Source organism: Ketobacter sp. (assembly GCF_003671495.1).
Lineage (GTDB): Bacteria > Pseudomonadota > Gammaproteobacteria > Pseudomonadales > Ketobacteraceae > Ketobacter.
Map to the genome: position 1 here is coordinate 45,118 of NZ_RCHN01000045.1, position 17,262 is coordinate 62,379.

Annotated in this window: 14 protein-coding genes; 5 read left to right on the forward strand and 9 right to left on the reverse strand. The window is 57.9% G+C overall.

The genetic code is table 11. The features are described from left to right. Positions 1-123 precede the first annotated feature (123 nt). The 7 genes from cmk to mtnA all read right to left on the reverse strand — a co-directional run bounded on the left by cmk (position 124) and on the right by mtnA (position 10,310). The gene (gene cmk, locus D9N14_RS20510; protein ID WP_290583298.1) at positions 124-822 is read right to left on the reverse strand and encodes a (d)CMP kinase; all 699 of its coding nucleotides are present in this window, start codon (positions 820-822) and stop codon (positions 124-126) included. Next, positions 815-3,061, reverse strand: a complete 2,247-nt coding sequence (locus D9N14_RS20515) for a bifunctional prephenate dehydrogenase/3-phosphoshikimate 1-carboxyvinyltransferase (RefSeq protein ID WP_290583300.1) — start codon at positions 3,059-3,061, stop codon at positions 815-817. Before D9N14_RS20515 ends, cmk begins: the two co-directional genes overlap by 8 nt. Beyond that, a complete protein-coding gene (gene hisC / locus D9N14_RS20520) occupies positions 3,058-4,164 on the reverse strand; it encodes a histidinol-phosphate transaminase (RefSeq protein ID WP_290583302.1) in 1,107 nt (368 codons plus the stop codon). Before hisC ends, D9N14_RS20515 begins: the two co-directional genes overlap by 4 nt. A gap of 1 nt (position 4,165) precedes the next feature. Then, complete coding sequence (gene pheA / locus D9N14_RS20525; protein ID WP_290583304.1) at positions 4,166-5,266, reverse strand: prephenate dehydratase; 1,101 nt, start codon at positions 5,264-5,266, stop codon at positions 4,166-4,168. Positions 5,267-5,275: 9 nt separating this feature from the next. After that, complete coding sequence (gene serC / locus D9N14_RS20530; RefSeq protein ID WP_290583306.1) at positions 5,276-6,355, reverse strand: 3-phosphoserine/phosphohydroxythreonine transaminase; 1,080 nt, start codon at positions 6,353-6,355, stop codon at positions 5,276-5,278. Positions 6,356-6,360: 5 nt separating this feature from the next. After that, positions 6,361-9,015, reverse strand: a complete 2,655-nt coding sequence (gene gyrA, locus D9N14_RS20535) for a DNA gyrase subunit A (protein ID WP_290583308.1) — start codon at positions 9,013-9,015, stop codon at positions 6,361-6,363. 215 nt (positions 9,016-9,230) lie between these two features. Next, entirely contained in the window at positions 9,231-10,310 is a 1,080-nt protein-coding gene (mtnA, locus tag D9N14_RS20540) for an S-methyl-5-thioribose-1-phosphate isomerase (protein ID WP_317622654.1), read from the reverse strand. Between the two features lie 155 nt (positions 10,311-10,465). Here mtnA and D9N14_RS20545 point away from each other — a divergent pair, with 155 nt between their 5' ends. The 5 genes from D9N14_RS20545 to D9N14_RS20565 all read left to right on the forward strand — a co-directional run bounded on the left by D9N14_RS20545 (position 10,466) and on the right by D9N14_RS20565 (position 15,268). Then, on the forward strand, positions 10,466-11,803 hold the full coding sequence (locus D9N14_RS20545; RefSeq protein WP_290583310.1) for a TRZ/ATZ family hydrolase: 1,338 nt from the start codon (positions 10,466-10,468) through the stop codon (positions 11,801-11,803). Then, a complete protein-coding gene (gene ubiG, locus D9N14_RS20550) occupies positions 11,796-12,494 on the forward strand; it encodes a bifunctional 2-polyprenyl-6-hydroxyphenol methylase/3-demethylubiquinol 3-O-methyltransferase UbiG (protein ID WP_290583312.1) in 699 nt (232 codons plus the stop codon). Before D9N14_RS20545 ends, ubiG begins: the two co-directional genes overlap by 8 nt. A 7-nt stretch (positions 12,495-12,501) precedes the next feature. Continuing rightward, a complete protein-coding gene (locus D9N14_RS20555; protein ID WP_290583314.1) occupies positions 12,502-13,185 on the forward strand; it encodes an HAD family hydrolase in 684 nt (227 codons plus the stop codon). An 86-nt stretch (positions 13,186-13,271) separates the two neighbouring features. Next, complete coding sequence (locus tag D9N14_RS20560; RefSeq protein WP_290583316.1) at positions 13,272-14,030, forward strand: YciK family oxidoreductase; 759 nt, start codon at positions 13,272-13,274, stop codon at positions 14,028-14,030. Positions 14,031-14,320: 290 nt separating this feature from the next. Continuing rightward, on the forward strand, positions 14,321-15,268 hold the full coding sequence (locus D9N14_RS20565; RefSeq protein ID WP_290583318.1) for a GGDEF domain-containing protein: 948 nt from the start codon (positions 14,321-14,323) through the stop codon (positions 15,266-15,268). A 28-nt stretch (positions 15,269-15,296) separates the two neighbouring features. On the opposite strand, the gene rluB is transcribed toward D9N14_RS20565, so the two are convergent. Then, entirely contained in the window at positions 15,297-16,136 is an 840-nt protein-coding gene (gene rluB, locus D9N14_RS20570) for a 23S rRNA pseudouridine(2605) synthase RluB (protein ID WP_290583320.1), read from the reverse strand. A 172-nt stretch (positions 16,137-16,308) separates the two neighbouring features. Continuing rightward, positions 16,309-17,103 carry an SMC-Scp complex subunit ScpB gene (scpB, locus tag D9N14_RS20575; protein ID WP_290583322.1) on the reverse strand — a complete coding sequence of 265 codons (795 nt, stop codon included), beginning with the start codon at positions 17,101-17,103 and terminating at the stop codon, positions 16,309-16,311. Positions 17,104-17,262: the final 159 nt, after the last annotated feature.

The following is a 17,262-nucleotide window of genomic DNA, read 5'->3' on the forward strand; positions in this document are numbered from 1 at the left end:
CGAAAAACGCCAAAAAGCGAATGAAGCTCACCCTGAGGCGAATCCCCATACGCTCTAATTCTTATATCCGGGTCTATGCCCGGGTTGACCTGTCTAATCCGCTTAGCGTGAGGGCCGGACGGATTACTTCACAAGGCCTTTGGTTCTGGCATGATTCATTAACTCGGTAAACACCTCATCGATTGTCATGTCAGTACTGTCAATAATGATGGCATCATCGGCTGCAACCAAGGGTGCCACTGAGCGATTCATGTCCTGGGCGTCCCGAGATTGTATCGCTGCTTGAAGGTCGGCTAAATTAGCACTCATGCCCTTCTCTTGCAACTGTTTGAAGCGTCTTTCCGCACGTTCCTCGACACTTGCCGTAAGATAGACCTTTAATTCCGCATCCGGGAACACCACTGTCCCCATATCCCGGCCATCCGCCACCAGGCCGGGGGCGTCCCGGAAATCGTGCTGACGCTGCAGCAGGCCGGCGCGCACGCTGGGCAAAGCGGCTACTTTGGACGCATCACGCCCCACTTCCTCAGAGCGGATGTCCTTGGTCACCACATCGCCTTCCAGCACAATTCGGATGGGCTGATCCGGATCATCCACCAGGAACTGCACGTCCATATTCTCAGCCAGGATCTGCAGGCTTTCTTCGTTGTCGAGGGACACTCCGTGGTTGCTGGCCGCCAGCGCCACCAACCGATACAGGGCGCCGCTGTCCAGCAAGTGCCAGTTCAGGGCCTTCGCCACCTTTTGGGCAATGGTGCCCTTGCCGGAGCCGCCGGGGCCATCAATGGTGATAACAGGGGCACTGGCTGGGGGGTTAGACATGGGATTCTCCTACTTCTGCGACATCCAGCTTCATACCGACTTTCCGTGACAATTCAACGAAATTGGGGAACGAAGTGGCAACGTTGGCACAGTTGTTAATGGTGATATCGGCCGTCGCCCGCAGGGCCGCCACAGCAAATGCCATGGCGATGCGATGGTCACCATGGCTCTCAACCACCCCACCGCCGATGGGGCCACCTTCGATGACAATGCCATCCGGGGTCGGGTTAGCCTGCACGCCCAGGGTTTGCAGGCCGTCCGCCATCACCTGGATGCGGTCACTTTCCTTCACTCGCAGCTCTTCGGCACCGGTCAATACGGTGGTGCCCTGTGCACAGGCTGCGGCTACGAATAACACCGGGAACTCATCAATGGCCAGTGGCACCTGATCTTCCGGAATATGAATCCCTTTCAAAGGCGCGTATTGCACGCGGATATCCGCCACCGGCTCGCCCCCCACCTCGCGGGGATTCAGAACCTCCAGATTGCCACCCATGGCTTTGAGGATGTTGATGATGCCGATGCGGGTTGGGTTGATGCCCACATGCTCCAACGTCAGGTCGGCACCAGGGGTAATACTGGCCGCTACCATAAAGAACGCAGCGGAGGAAATATCCGCCGGCACATCAATGGTGGTGCCACGCAGGCCACCGCCACCCACCAGGGTGATCCTGTTGCCTTCCGTGGTCACCGGATAGCCAAAACCGCGCAGCATTCGCTCAGTATGATCCCGGGTCGGGGCCGGCTCGGTGACACTGGTGGTGCCTTCCGCATAAAGCCCCGCCAGCAGGACACAGGATTTAACCTGGGCACTGGCCATGGGCATGTCGTAATGAATCCCTTTCAAAGGCTGGCCACCCTGTATTTTGAGTGGAGGGGTTCCATCCTCCCGGGATACCACCTGGGCGCCCATTTGCGCCAGGGGCTTGGTAACGCGCCCCATTGGACGGCGGGAGAGGGACTCATCGCCGGTCAATTCCACGTCAAATTTCTGGGCGGAGAGCAAACCCGCCAACAGTCGCATGGAAGTACCGCTGTTACCCAAATACAATGGACCATGGGGCGGCAGCAGACCATGCATGCCCACACCGTAGATTTTCACGTGGCCATTATTGGGGCCTTCGATGGTGACCCCAAGATCGCGGAACGTCTGCAGCGTTGCCAGGCTGTCTTCGCCTTCGAGGAAGCCGAACACCTCGGTAAGGCCGTCCGCCAGGGAGCCCATCATGATAGACCGATGGGATATGGATTTGTCGCCCGGCACTCGAATGGCACCTTTTACCTCACCGCCATGGTGAGCAGTGAACACAATGTTCTTTTCTGTCATAGTCTTACTGTATGCACGCTTTGCTAACATTTTGGTGAAGTGGTCACGGGCCACTTTGGCCCGGGTCATGATGCCGAGCATGGCCTGGGAATCCCCCTGCTCCACCGCGGCCCTGAATTCTTCCAATCCCCGGCCGAAGTGCCCGATCACGTCCAACAAAGACTGCCGGTTGGCGATGAAAATATCGTGCCACATAGTGGGGTCGCTGGAGGCAATGCGGGTAAAATCCCGAAAACCGCCGGCAGCGTACCGGAATATCTCCTGATTTTCATCTTCTTTGGCCAAAGTATCCACCAGGGAGAACGCCAGCAAATGGGGAAGATGGCTGGTGGCGGCCAAAACGCCGTCGTGCTGCTCCACACTCATGGTAAGCACATCCGCCCCCATTCCGCGCCACAGATGGGCCACCATGCTCAAGGCGTGGGGATCGGTATCAGGCAGGGGGGTAAGGATGACTTTGTGGTTCTGGTAGAGGTCCACCTTGGCAGCTTCAACACCGCTGCGCTCGGACCCGGCAATCGGGTGGCCAGGGACAAACCAGGGGGGAATGTGACCGAACACTGACTGGGCGGCGGCCACCACGTTGCCTTTGACGCTGCCGCCGTCGGTCACCACCGTGTTGCCGTCCAGGGCCGGTGCCATGGCGCGCAACAAGGTTTCAGTGGCGCCGATGGGTGCCGCCAGCATCACCAGATCCGCACCGGCCACCGCCTGCTGGATATCCGGTTCCGCCCGATCGATGACGCCCAGTTCCAGGCCTTTTTCCAGGGTGCTGCGGGAGCGACTGCAACCCACCACCTCGCGACACAGGCCGTGGGCCTTGAGGCCGAGGGCAAAGGAGCCCCCGATCAGACCCAATCCCACAATCACCACGCGGTCCAGGGGCTGAGTCAGGCTGGTGTCCTTAATCATTGCCCCAGCACGCGTTCCAACGCTGCGAGGCAACGCTGGTTTTCCTGGGGTAATCCGATGCTGATGCGTAATGAGTGGGTCATGCCGTAGTTTGCCACCGGACGAACGATGACGCCTTCCTGCAGCAGCTTCTGATAGACACTCATGCCTTCAACCGAAAAGTGCACCGTGATGAAATTCCCCGCCGATGGAATGAAATCCAGGCCCAGGGACTGGAAACCGGCAACATACTGCGCCATCCCTTCGCTGTTCACCGAGCGGCTGCGGGCCAGATAATCCTCGTCTTCCAGGACTGCGGTGGCGGCAGCCAGTGCAAAGGAATCCACATTGAAAGGTTGTCGAACCCGATTCAACACATTGGCCACCTGCGGATCTGACAGGCTGTAGCCGACCCGCAGCGCCGCCAGTCCATAGGCTTTGGAAAAAGTGCGGGTGACGATCAGATTGGGATACTGGTCCAGGTAAGCCAAACCATTCAGAGCATCTGAGCCCTCTTCCACGTACTCAATGTAGGCCTCGTCCAGCACCACCAGTACGGTTTCCGGCACCTTGCTCATGAAGGTTTCCCATTGGGCCCGTCCAAAGGACGTTCCAGTGGGATTGTTGGGATTGGCGATGAACACCACTTTGGTCTGGCCGGTGATTGCTGCCGCCATCGCATCCAGGTCATGGCCCCAGTTTTTGGCGGGAGTGACCACCGCCCTGGCACCACAGGCCTGAGTAGCAATGGGGTACACGGCAAAGGCATATTGGGAGAACACGGCCTCATCACCGGGCGCCAGGAATGCCCGAGCGATCAAATCCAATACATCATTGGAGCCATTGCCCAGGGTGATGGTGTCGGCCTTTACACCAAGTTTGGACGACAAGGCCTGCTTCAGCTGGAAGCCGTTACCGTCAGGATATCGGGTCAGCTCTGACTTGACCTGATTCAGCGCTGCCAGTACTCGCGGACTCGGGCCCAGGGGGTTTTCGTTGCTGGCCAACTTGATGATGTTGCGAATACCCAGCTCACGTTCCAGCTCTTCAATGGGTTTTCCAGGCACATAGGGCGTCAAACCCTGCACACCGGGAGTCGCCAAAGCAATAAAATCACATGCCATATCAAAGCACCGCTTTCGGGTAGGAGCCCAGTCGTTTTACATACACGGCCATTTCCTCCACACGCTTGAGGCAACGCTTGATTGCCTCGGTGCTTTCATGGCCCTCGAAATCAATGAAAAACAGGTACGCCCAAGTGCCGTCCTTGGAGGGTCGGGTTTCCACCCGGGTGAGCATGATCCCGGCCTCGTGGAACGGAGCCAATAATTCGTAGAGTGCCCCGGGCTTGTTTTTCATCGACACGATGATGGAGGTCTTGTCCTCACCGGAGGGCGGCACCTGCTCCCGACCCACGATCAAAAATCGCGTGCTGTTGTGGGGATTGTCCTCGATATTGGACGCCAGCACCTTAAGCCCGTACATTTCCGCTGCCACTTCCCCGGCAATGGCGGCTGCATTCCATTCGCTTTTCATGCGCCGGGCGGCGTCCGAATTGCTGCTGACGGGGATACGGTCTGCCGTGGGATAGTGCGCATCCAGCCATTGCCGGCATTGGGCAAAGGACTGTTGATGGGAGTATATGCGGGTAATGGCGTCTTCCCGGGTGTTGGGCCCCACCATCAAATGATGATGAATGCGCAGCTCCACCTCGCCGCAGATGCTGACATTGGCATGGGTAAAGGAATCCAGCGTGGTATTGACGACACCCTCGGTGGAGTTTTCCACCGGCACCACGCCATAATGGGCACTACCGGATTCCACCTCACGGAAGACTTCATCGATGGTGGCCATGGGAGCGGTTTTCACCGCATGGCCAAAATGCTTCTGCGCCGCCGCCTGGGTAAAGGTGCCTTCCGGCCCCAGATAGGCAATGGACATGGGTTCTTCCAAAGCCAGACAGGCCGACATGATCTCGCGAAACAAGCGTGCCATGGACTCATCACCCAAGGGCCCGACGTTACGTTCCATAACCCGTCGCAGTACCTGGGCTTCCCGTTCGGGACGATAGAACACTGCTTTCTCACCCTCGGCCATGGCGCCCTGTTTGACATCCGCCACCTGCTGGGCACAGTGTGCACGCTGGTTTATCAGTTCCTGAATCTGCTGATCCAGTTGGTCAATGGTGTCCCGCAATGTTTCCAGTGTGGGTTTGGAATCAGACATGCTCTCGGACTAACCCCTTCGTTGCGCAAAGTCTTTCATGAATTCAATCAGTGCATCCACCGCTTCCATGGGCACGGCATTGTAGATACTGGCTCGCATGCCACCCACAGACCGGTGTCCTTTCAGGTTCAGCAAACGTCGAGCTTCCGCTTCCTTGAGGAATGCCTTGTCCAGGGCCGCATCCGCCAGCGTGAACGGCACATTCATGCGGGATCGGTTGTTCACCGCCACCGGATTGGCGTAAAAACCACTCTCATCAATGTACTGGTACAGCTTGTCCGACTTGGCCTTGTTCAGTTTTCCCATCGCTTTCAGCCCACCCTGCTCTTTCAGCCATTCAAATACCAGGCCAGCCAGGTACCAGGCATAGGTGGGTGGCGTGTTATACATGGAATCGGCATCCGCGTGGGTTTTGTAATCCAGCATAGTGGGCGTGGCAGGGATGGCGTTGCCCAGCAACCCTTCCCGCACGATCACCACGGTGAGACCGGCCGGGCCGATGTTTTTCTGGGCTCCGGCATAGATCAGGTCAAACTTGCCCACATCCAGTGGCTCCGACAGAATGCTGGAGGAGAAGTCTGCCACCAGAGGCACGTCCACGTCCGGAATGAAATCAAATTCCACACCACCGATGGTTTCATTGGGACAATAATGAAGGTAGTCCGCATTGGAGCTGAGACGCCAGCTGTCAAAGGCGGGCACGGAGGAGAAATTATCCCCTTCACTACTGGCCACCACATTCACATTGCAGAAATGCTGGGCTTCCTTGATGGCCTTGCTGGACCATTGGCCAGTGTTCACATAATCCGCCACATGATTGTTGGAGGACAGGTTCATCGGCACCATAGCAAACTGAGTGCTGGCTCCCCCTTGCAAAAACAACACTTTATAGTCGGAGGGTACGGCCAGCAGATCCCTCAGATCCTGCTCCGCCTTCTCGGCAATGGCCACCACCTCGTCGGACCGGTGACTCATTTCCATGACCGACAGCCCCCTGCCCTGATAATCGAGCATCTCTGCCTGAGCTTTCTCCAACACTGCCTCCGGCAACGCTGCCGGACCGGCACAAAAGTTAAAGGCGCGCGTCATAGGGTTCAGGCATCCTCTTCATCAATATCGGCTTGGTTGTCATCATCCTGGTCAACAGGACCTGTGCTTGTGGTTGGCTCAGTATTGTCCGGGGTGGAGGCGTCCGCTTCAGCATCCAGCTCATCATCCGCCAGTTCGGCAATACGCTCCACACCCACCAGGCTCTCGTCCTTGGCCAGGCGGATCAGCATCACACCCTGGGTATCACGGCCTTGGATGGAGACCTCAGACACCCGGGTACGCACCAGCGTTCCCTGATCTGAAATCAGCATGATCTCATCGGTTTCAGAAACTTGTACGGCGCCCAGAAGGTCACCATTGCGCTCACTACAGCGCATGGCGATGATGCCCTTGCCGCCCCGACCCTTGGTGGGGAAATCTTCCACCGCCGTACGCTTTCCGTATCCGTTGACGCTGGCGGTCAGCACTTGATGCCCGGGTTGCGGCACGATCAGGGAAATCAGATCCACCCCCTGCGGCAGGTTGACACCGCGCACCCCGCGGGCAGTACGGCCCATGGCCCGCACGTTCTCTTCCTTGAAGCGCACAGCCTTGCCTTCTGAGGTGAACAGCATGATGTCCTGCTCGCCGTCGGTGATATCCACACCCACCAGGCGATTGCCTTCGTCCAGTTCAATGGCAATGAGGCCGGAACTGCGGGGGCGGGAGAACGCCTCCAGCTCAACTTTTTTCACCGTGCCATTGGAGGTGGCCATAAACACAAACTTACCGGACTCGTACTCCCGCAGGGGCAGGATTGCGGTAATTTTCTCATCGTCTGACAGCGGCAGCAGATTCACAATGGGGCGGCCACGGGACTGGCGGCCGGCCTGGGGAATCTGGTAAACCTTCAACCAGTACACTTTTCCCTGGTTGCTGAAACAGAGAATGGTGTCGTGACTGCTGGTGACCAGCAGGTGTTCCACATAATCTTCGTCTTTGACGGAGGCCGCGGCTTTGCCCTTACCGCCCCGTTTTTGGGCCTGGTAATTGCCGATGGGCTGTGTCTTGGCATAACCACCGTGGGACAATGTCACCACCACGGTTTCTTCCGGAATCAGGTCTTCGTTGGTGAGATCCATGCGGGACGCCACGATCTCGGTGCGACGATCATCCGCATATTGCTGGCGAACTTCCACCAGCTCGTCCCGGATCACCTGCATCAGCAATTGGGGATCGGCGAGGATGGCCATCAGCTCTTTGATCAGATCCAGCTTCTCCTGATATTCCTTCAGCAGCTTGTCGGTTTCCAGACCGGTCAAACGATGCAGTCGCATGTCCAGGATTTCTTTGGCCTGAACTTCCGACAGGTAGTACAAACCATCGTCCCGCAGACCGAAATTGGGGTCGATGTCATCCGGCCGACAGGCATCCGGGCCACCGGCCCGCTCCAGCATGTCCAGCACGTAGCCCGGGGTCCAGCCCTGGCCCATCAACCGCTCTTCGGCTTCAGCCCGGCTGGGCGACGCCTTGATCAATTCAATGACCGGGTCGATATTGGCCAGCGCCACTGCCAGGCCTTCCAGCACGTGGCCACGCTCACGGGCCTTGCGCAGATCGTATACAGTACGGCGAGTCACTACCTCGCGGCGGTGACGGATAAAGGCTTCTACAATGCCTTTCAAGTTCAACAGGCGGGGCTGGCCGTCCACCAGGGCCACCATGTTGATGCCGAAAACCGTCTCCAACTGGGTCTGCGAATACAGATTGTTCAGCAGTACCTCAGCGTTGTCGCCACGGCGCACCTCAATCACCACACGAATGCCGTCTTTGTCGGACTCGTCGCGGATCTCGCTGATGCCTTCAATGCGCTTTTCTTTCACCAGTTCAGCGATCTTCTCTATCAGGCGTGCCTTGTTCACCTGATAGGGGATCTCCGTGATGATGATGGTTTCCTTGCCGTTCTTTTCGGTTTCGATGTGAGCCCGGGCCCGCATGTACATGCGGCCACGACCGGTGCGGTAGGCCTCGATGATGCCAGAGCGGCCATTGATGATGCCGTAGGTGGGCAGATCCGGGCCCTGGATGTATTCCATCAGGCCGTCCACATCAATCTCGGGATTATCAATGCAGGCCAGGGTGCCGTCGATCACCTCCCCCAGGTTGTGGGGTGGGATGTTGGTGGCCATGCCCACCGCGATACCGGAGGAGCCGTTTACCAGCAGATTAGGGATGCGGGTGGGCAACACTGATGGCATCTGCTCGTTGCCATCGTAGTTGGGAACAAAGTCCACCGTTTCCTTTTCCAGGTCCGCCAGCAGATCGTGGGCGATCTTGGCCATGCGCACCTCGGTGTATCGCATGGCCGCGGCGTTATCGCCGTCGATGGAACCGAAGTTGCCCTGCCCGTCCACCAGCATGTAACGCAGGGAGAACGGTTGCGCCATGCGCACGATGGTGTCGTAAACCGCGGAATCACCGTGAGGGTGATATTTACCGATGACGTCACCCACCACACGGGCGGACTTCTTGTAAGGCTTGTTGTACACATTGCCCAGCTCGTGCATGGCGTACAGGACGCGACGGTGCACGGGCTTCAGACCATCTCGCACATCCGGCAACGCACGCCCCACGATAACGCTCATGGCGTAATCAAGATAGGATTGCTTGAGTTCGTCTTCGATGTTGACCGGTAGGATTTCTTTGGCTAGTTCTGACATCGGGTTCCTGGTTTGCTGTTGACGGCTATGGGCAGGCCGGTTGCAGGGCCTAGGCTCACAGTGACCGGGGTTGATCTGTCGTCGTTTTTGTCATTGCCCCTGACGGCTTTCTGGGCCGATTTTAAAGCTCCAAATAATAGCACAAAGCCCCTAGACGGGGCTAAGGGCAAAAGGCGGTTTTTTATGGAAATTTTGCGCTTTTGAGGCGGTAATCCCTAGTGCAGGGAGTGCTTTTTCATCAGACTGGAAATGCCGGCTGTATTGGGGCGCTCCACCACCCCTTTTTCCGTCACGATGGCATCAATCAATTCCGCCGGGGTAACGTCAAAAACCGGGTTGTAGACCTCGATGTTGTCCGGGGCCAGCCGGTGTCCTTTCACCGTGACCACCTCATCCGGACCCCGCTCCTCGATGGGTATGTCTTCACCGCTGGTCAGGTCCATATCGAAGGTGGTGGAAGGGGCCACCACCATGAAGCGCACCCCATGATGCTTGGCCAGCACCGCCAGGTTATAGGTGCCGATCTTGTTGGCCACATCGCCATTGGCGGTGATGCGATCTGCCCCCACTATCACCCAGCTGATGCGCCCCTGCTTCATCAGGGTGGCACCCACGGTATCCGCCATGAGGGTGACCGGAATCTTGTCCTGGGCCAATTCCCAGGCCGTCAGGCGGGAACCCTGCCACCAGGGGCGCGTCTCATCGGCGAACACCCGGTCAATCAGGCCCTGTTGCCAGGCAGACCGAATCACGCCCAGGGCCGTGCCATAGCCCCCAGTGGCCAGAGAACCGGTATTACAGTGGGTGATGACCCCCTTTGCGGGGCTGTTGATGTTCGCCATCACCGCACTGCCCAAACGCCCCATGGCGTGATTGGCCGCCACGTCCAGGCGGTGGATTTTCTTTGCCTCCCGCAGCAACTGGACGATGGGGTCCTCGCTGTCGGTAAGTTTATCCAGGGCAGCCCGCATCTGGTCCAGAGCCCAGAACAGGTTCACTGCAGTGGGGCGGGACTGGGCCAGGGCATCAAAATCCTGCTCCAGCTGCTCCCGCCAGGTGTAGGCATCCAGGTTGCGACGGTGCCGGGCTGCGATCACCACCCCATAGGCGGCGGTAATGCCAATGGCAGGCGCTCCTCGCACCACCATCTCACGGATGGAGTGAACCACCGCCCCCACATCCTGATGTTCCAGCCAGACCTCTTCCAGGGGGAGCAGGCGCTGATCCAGCAACCAAAGGGCTTCATCTCGCCATTCGATCGCACTTACGGAATGTTCCTGGGCTGAAACCATCATCTGTCCTCATCGAAATAAGACTGGGAATTATACGGACAGGCATCCAACAGAGCCAGACAACGAGGAATTTAAAGGGATTTTTTGTGCTCGCATTTTCACTCTGGAATCAAACACAGGTACTATTGCCCGACGCGAACCAGCGCAGGAACCGTTACATGCCAGAAAACCAACTCGTCGCCACCATCATCCATGCCCGCTGGGTCCTGACCATGGACCCGCAGCAACCCTATCTGGAACGCCAGAGCGTGGCCATCGACAAGGGCCGCATTGTTGCTATTGCCCCGCAGGGATCGCTGTCAATACAGGCAGCGGAGACCATAGAATTACCCGAACATGTGCTGATGCCGGGCTTGATCAACGCCCATGGTCATGCCGCTATGACGCTGTTCCGGGGACTGGCGGACGACCTGCCCCTGATGGACTGGCTGCAGAACCACATCTGGCCGGCAGAAGGACGCTGGGTGGACGAGGCCTTCACCCAGGAAGGCGCCCTGCTGGCCATGGCGGAGATGATCCGCAGTGGCACCACCTGCTTCAGTGATATGTACTTTTACCCCAACGTGGTGGCGAAGGCCGCGGCCAACGCCCACATGCGCTGCCAATTGAGCTTCCCGATTCTGGACTTCCCCACTAACTGGGCGCAAAACGCCGATGAATACCTGCGCAAGGGGCTGCAACTGCACGACGACTACCGCAATCATCCGCTGATCAATGTGGCCTTCGGTCCGCATGCGCCCTACACCGTTTCCGACGCCCCCTTGAAGAAAGTCGCCGCCTACTCGGTGGAAACCAACATGGCAGTGCAAATTCACCTGCATGAAACCGCCTTCGAAGTGGAAGAGGCATTGAAGGCAGGTGGTCAACGCCCCATCGCCCGACTGAATGAACTGGGCCTGCTGAACCCGCAACTGCAGGCAGTTCACATGACGCAATTGACCGACGATGAGATCACCCTGCTGGCGGCAACCGGCACGCATGTGATTCACTGCCCTGAGTCCAACCTGAAACTGGCCAGCGGCTTCTGCCCGGTGGCCAAACTGGTTGAGGCCGGGGTCAATGTGGCCCTGGGCACAGACGGCGCAGCCAGCAACAATGACCTGGATATGTTCGGTGAGATGCGAACCGCCGCCCTGCTGGCCAAAGGCGTCGCCGGCAACCCCAGCGCCATTCCCGCAGCGACGGCACTGCAGATGGCCACCATCAACGGCGCCCGGGCCCTCGGCATCGACGATCTGACCGGCAGCCTGGAAACCGGTAAAGCAGCGGATATGATTGCTGTACATATGGATGATGTGACCTGCCAGCCCCACTATCACCTGGAGTCGCAACTGGTCTATGCCACCCCCGCAAGCCAGGTAACCGATTCCTGGATTGGCGGCCGCCAGGTCATGAAAAATCGTCAGCTCACCACCATAGACCTGGCGGACATCCTGAGCAAAGCCAAACTCTGGAAAGCACAAATTCAAATGGCGGATGAGCACCCTGATGAGTAACGTTGATCACACCGAAATCGCCAAGTTCGAGTCCATCGCGGATAAGTGGTGGGACCTGGAAGGCGAGTTCAAACCCCTCCACGACATTAACCCGTTGCGCCTGAACTACATTAATGAGCGCACCCCCCTGGCCGACCGAATGGTGCTGGATGTGGGTTGCGGTGGCGGCATCCTGAGCGAGGGCCTGACCTATCGCGGCGCCCAGGTGACAGGCATCGACATGGGCGAAGCCAACCTGCAGGCCGCCCGGGAGCACGCTGCGGCCAATCACCTGAACATCGACTACCGCTGCATCGCGGTGGAAGACCTGGCCGCCGAAATGCCCGCTGCTTTCGACGTGGTGACCTGCATGGAAATGTTGGAGCACGTGCCAGACCCCGCGGCCATTGTGCAGGCTTGTGCAACCCTGGTGAAACCGGGAGGCCACCTGTTTTTCTCCACCATCAACCGCAACCCCAAGTCCTATGTGATGGCCATTGTCGGGGCGGAATACGTGATGAACCTGGTGCCCCGGGGCACCCATGAGTATATGAAATTCATCAAACCTTCAGAGCTGTCCGCCTGGGCCCGCAAAGCGGGATTGGGCATTCGCGATCTCAGCGGCATGAGCGTCAACCCGCTCACCATGCAATTCAAAGTAACCCGGGACGTGGACGTGAACTACTTCCTGCACTGCATCAAGGCGGACTGAGCCCACTATGCCTGACAACGCAGTTCCTTGCCCCATCGCCGCCGTGCTGTTCGATCTGGACGGCACGCTGATTGATACCGCGCCGGATTTTGTGCGCATCGTGAATCAAATGCGCCTAGAGCACCAGTTGGCCCCCTTCCCGCCCCACACCATTCGCCAGCAGGTGTCTAATGGCGCCCGGGCCCTGGTGACCCTGGCATTTGGCGGCGAAGAATCTAATCCGGATTTCACACTGCACCTGGACGCGTTGTTACAGCGTTATGAGCAGGAACTGGCAGTGGAATCCCACCTATTTGATGGATTGGATACCGCCCTGCAGGCTCTGGAAGCCCGCAACATTCCCTGGGGTATCGTGACCAACAAACCCAGTCGCTACACCGACCCGTTGCTGGTAGGGCTGAACCTCCACCAGCGCTGCGCAGTAGCCATCTGCCCGGATCAGGTGACTCATCGCAAACCGCATCCGGAGCCCATATTGACCGCCTGTGAACGCATCGGGGCAGACCCGTCCGCCACCCTTTATGTGGGCGACCATGCCCGCGACATTGAAGCAGGCAAGCGCGCCAATAACTACACGGTCGCCGCAGGCTGGGGCTACCTGAACGCCGGCGAACGGGCGGAAGACTGGTGCGCCAGCATCACCCTGCCCACGCCACAGACTTTCTGCCAATGGTTGTCAGAGCAACTGTGACAATAGAATTCTGATGCGCTCTCTCATACTGCACCAGTGGATCTGATAAAATGCATCACCTGAGCACTCAAAAAACGGAATCGACTATGAATCAGGATTACACCCAATATCAGGCCCCCGACAACCTGCTGCAGGACAAAGTGATTCTGGTCACCGGCGCCGGTGCCGGCATTGGCAAAGCCGCCGCTCTCAGTTTTGCCCGGCTGGGCGCCACCGTGGTGTTACTGGGGCGAACTGTAGAGAAGCTGGAGCAGGTTTACGATCAGATCGAAGCGGAAGGCGGCAAACAGCCGGCCATCGTACCGCTCAATCTGGAATCCGCCAGTCACGTGGAATACCGCCAGATTGCGGAAACCATTGAGCAGGAGTTCGGACGCCTGGATGGACTGCTGCTCAATGCCGCCATTCTGGGGGACATTCGCCCCCTGGAGTTTTACCCCATGGACCTATTTGAAAAGGTCATGGCCACCAATGTGAACGCCCAGTTCATGCTGGTGCGAACCCTGCTCCCACTGCTGCGCCAATCAGAGCAGGGTTCCATTGTCTTCACCACCTCCTCTGTCGGTCGCGTGGGTCGCGCCAATTGGGGCGCCTATGCCATCTCCAAGTTCGCGGTGGAAGGCATGATGCAGACCCTGGCAGATGAACTGAAAGACACCAGCAACATCAAGGTCAACTGCGTTAACCCCGGCGCCACCCGCACCGGCATGCGCGCCAGCGCCTACCCGGCAGAAGAACCGGCAAGTGTTTGCCCCCCGGATGCCATCATGCCCCTCTACAATTTCCTCATGGGCACCGACTCCCAGGGGGTTACCGGTCAGTCCCTGGATGCGCAGAAAAAATAACCCCCCTCTTCAACGGCTTGCCTGGGAAAACGCCGCGGGCAAGCCGGGGCTCCGCCTCCCACCCCCTTTTTGCTCGCCTAATAGCCATCTAAGAATGACTGGAATTTGACACTGATCACAATTTGCCACCCTGCCCAGCCCACCGGATCATCGCGCCCTCGATAAAACCTCTTGTAAAATAAGGAAAAGTCAAACGCTGTACAACATTTCGGCAAGACTGGCACAGTCTTGGCATCTATCCAGGCAGACACTTCACCATGTCAAAGTTCGATTCAGAAGAGGAAACAGGAATGAACGCGATTGTCAGTGCGCGGATAGTAGATCTGGACAGTAATGGACTGGTAAATAATCACACCCACAAAGCCCAGCTGTTTGATGCCCGCGGCCACAAAGAGGCGCTGGCCCTGTCTCGCCTGAACGCCATCCTGCAGACCAGCATCGAACTGACGGAAATCATTCGCCTGTTTTTCACTGAAGTGCGCCGTATCGTGCCGCTGGACGGCCTGAGCTATGAACATCAGCCTCAGGGTTTCAATTTCCAACAAGGCATTCAGGAAGGCCAGGATTCCCACTATCGCATTCAGACCGACAGCGACTACCTGGGTGATCTCACCCTGTTCCGTCGGGGCAAAGGGTTTGAGCAAAAAGAACTGGAGAAACTGGATCGACTGATCTCCTCCCTGGTGTTTCCCCTGCGCAACGGATTACGTTATCAGGAGGCGGTGCGCGCCTCGCTGACCGATGGCCTCACCGGCGCCGGAAACCGAATCAGCCTGGACGCGGTACTGAGCCGGGAAGTGGAGCAGGCCAATCGTTATGGCCACCCCCTGTCCGTGATGATCCTGGATCTGGATCATTTCAAGGCCATCAACGACACCCATGGCCACAGCGTGGGGGACCGCGTGCTGAAGACCATTGCCGATACCATCCAGAACAGCTCCCGCAATGCGGATATGACCTTCCGTTACGGCGGTGAAGAATTCGTGGTGGTACTGAATAAAACGGACATCGGCGGCGCCAAGGTCGGTGCAGAACGCATCCACCGCATCATTGAAAAGCTCACCATCGAAGTCGGCAATCTGCAGATTCCAGTGACCACCAGTATCGGTGTTGCCAGCCTGTGCCATGGTGAATCCCAGGAGGATCTACTGCGCCGCGCGGATACTGCACTCTACGGTGCCAAACGCGGCGGGCGCAATCAGGTGGTGGTGGCAGAACCGTCCCTGGCCAACGCATAAAAAAAGCGCCCTTGAGGCGCTTTTTTATTCAATACCGGCGTCGACGCAAGTAGCCTCCGCGACGCACTTCCTTTTCCACAGCGCGTTCCGAACGGGCTTTGGCCCGACCATACAGCCCCGTACGCTTACGCAGCGCGGCGCCGCAGCTCTCCGCCAATTGATCAATGCTGTCTTTGTCCAGCTCCACCCAACGGCCGGCTTTCAGGTTGCGGGGCAATAATACGTCGCCATATCGCACCCGGATCAGACGGCTCACCTGAACCCCCTGGGTTTCCCACATACGGCGCACCTCGCGCTTGCGACCTTCACGCAGAATCACATGATACCAGTGGTTGGTGCCCTCGCCGCCGCGATCAACGATTTCATCGAATTTGGCCGGACCGTCCACCAGCATGACGCCGTTGCGCAACGCCTCCAGGTTCTCCTCACTGACTTGCCCATGGACCCGAACTGCATACTCCCGCTCAATGTTGGACGAGGGATGCATCATGCGATTTGCCAGGTCACCATCAGTGGTAAACAGAAGCAGCCCCTGGCTGTTGATATCCAGACGCCCGATCGCCACCCAACGCTGGTCTTTCAGCTTGGGAAGGGCATCAAATACCGTGGGCCGGCCACTGGGGTCGGTTCGGGTACAGACTTCACCTTCGGGTTTGTAATACAACACCACGCGGCGAATGCTGTCTTCCTCGGTGGCGAAGTCAATTACGCGACCATCCACCCGCAGCTCGTCGCCTTCCTCGATCCGGTCACCCAGTGTCGCCACCTGACCGTTCACCGAAACCCGGCCGGCATCAATCCACTCTTCCATAGCCCGACGGGAGCCCAAGCCGACCCGCGCCAGAACTTTCTGTATTTTTTCACTCATTACTAACTAAACCCACCAACAATGCGTGAGCCGGGAAAAACCGGCCAACACGCGGTACCAACACAACAGTCAATGCAAATAAAACACAGTATAGTGCAGCCTCACGGCTACCTTACCGCCCTAACGGATGGCAATACTGCGTAGATAATCGAAAAAATCTAGAATACTCAACCTAAGTTAGCTCACCGGGTTTGGGATCACCGGTGTGTTCTGTCTCAGTCGGAGTGTCGAGCGCCGACTGCGCCACAGTTTGCACTTCAGATTCAGCAGGTTGCGAACCTGCTTCTGAACGCGAATGATCGTCTCCCTCCTCGCTGTCGGACTGTCCGGTCAGATCACCGTCTCCACCTTCTTCCACATCGCTCTCATCCACGTCCAGCTGGCCATTGGGATCCAGGCCCCGTTGTACCAGTTCCAGCTCGGCATTGATGGTATCCAGGTCGCGAATTTCAGCCAGGGAGGGCAGCTCATCGAGGTTTTTGAGGTTGAAATAATCCAGGAAGGTACGGGTGGTGCCATACATGGCTGGCCGGCCGGGCACATCCCGATGCCCCACCACTCGAATCCATTCACGCTCCAGCAGGGTTTTAGTGATGTGGGAACTGACGCTGACACCCCGAATTTCCTCGATTTCACCCCGGGTAATGGGTTGTCGGTATGCAATCAGGGCCAGGGTTTCCAGCAACGCCCGGGAATAACGGGCCGGTTTTTCTTCCCACAACCGGCTGACCCATTCACCGACACTTTCCTGCACCTGAAAGCGGAAACCGCTGGCCACTTCTTTCAGCATGACACCCCGGCTGGCGTACTCTTCCTTCAGCTGATTGATCGCCTCCACCAGCATTTCGGTGGGTGGGGCTTCCTCTTCCAAAAACAGCCCGGCCAGTTTATCCAGTTTCATGGGCTGACCCGCCGCAAACAGCGCGCCTTCCACAATGCGTTTTACCGTATCCTGATCAAGAGACATTATTATTTTCTTCGCTATTCGGATCGTTCACGTCCGCCGCAGCGGGATTCAACTCTTCAGGCAGACTGGGCTCCACGTCCCGCTGTGCCAACACCGGCGGGGTAACCGGCTCGAAGGCGCCCTCTGCCGTTTCGTCTTCCAGGCGAGGCTCATCCTCTT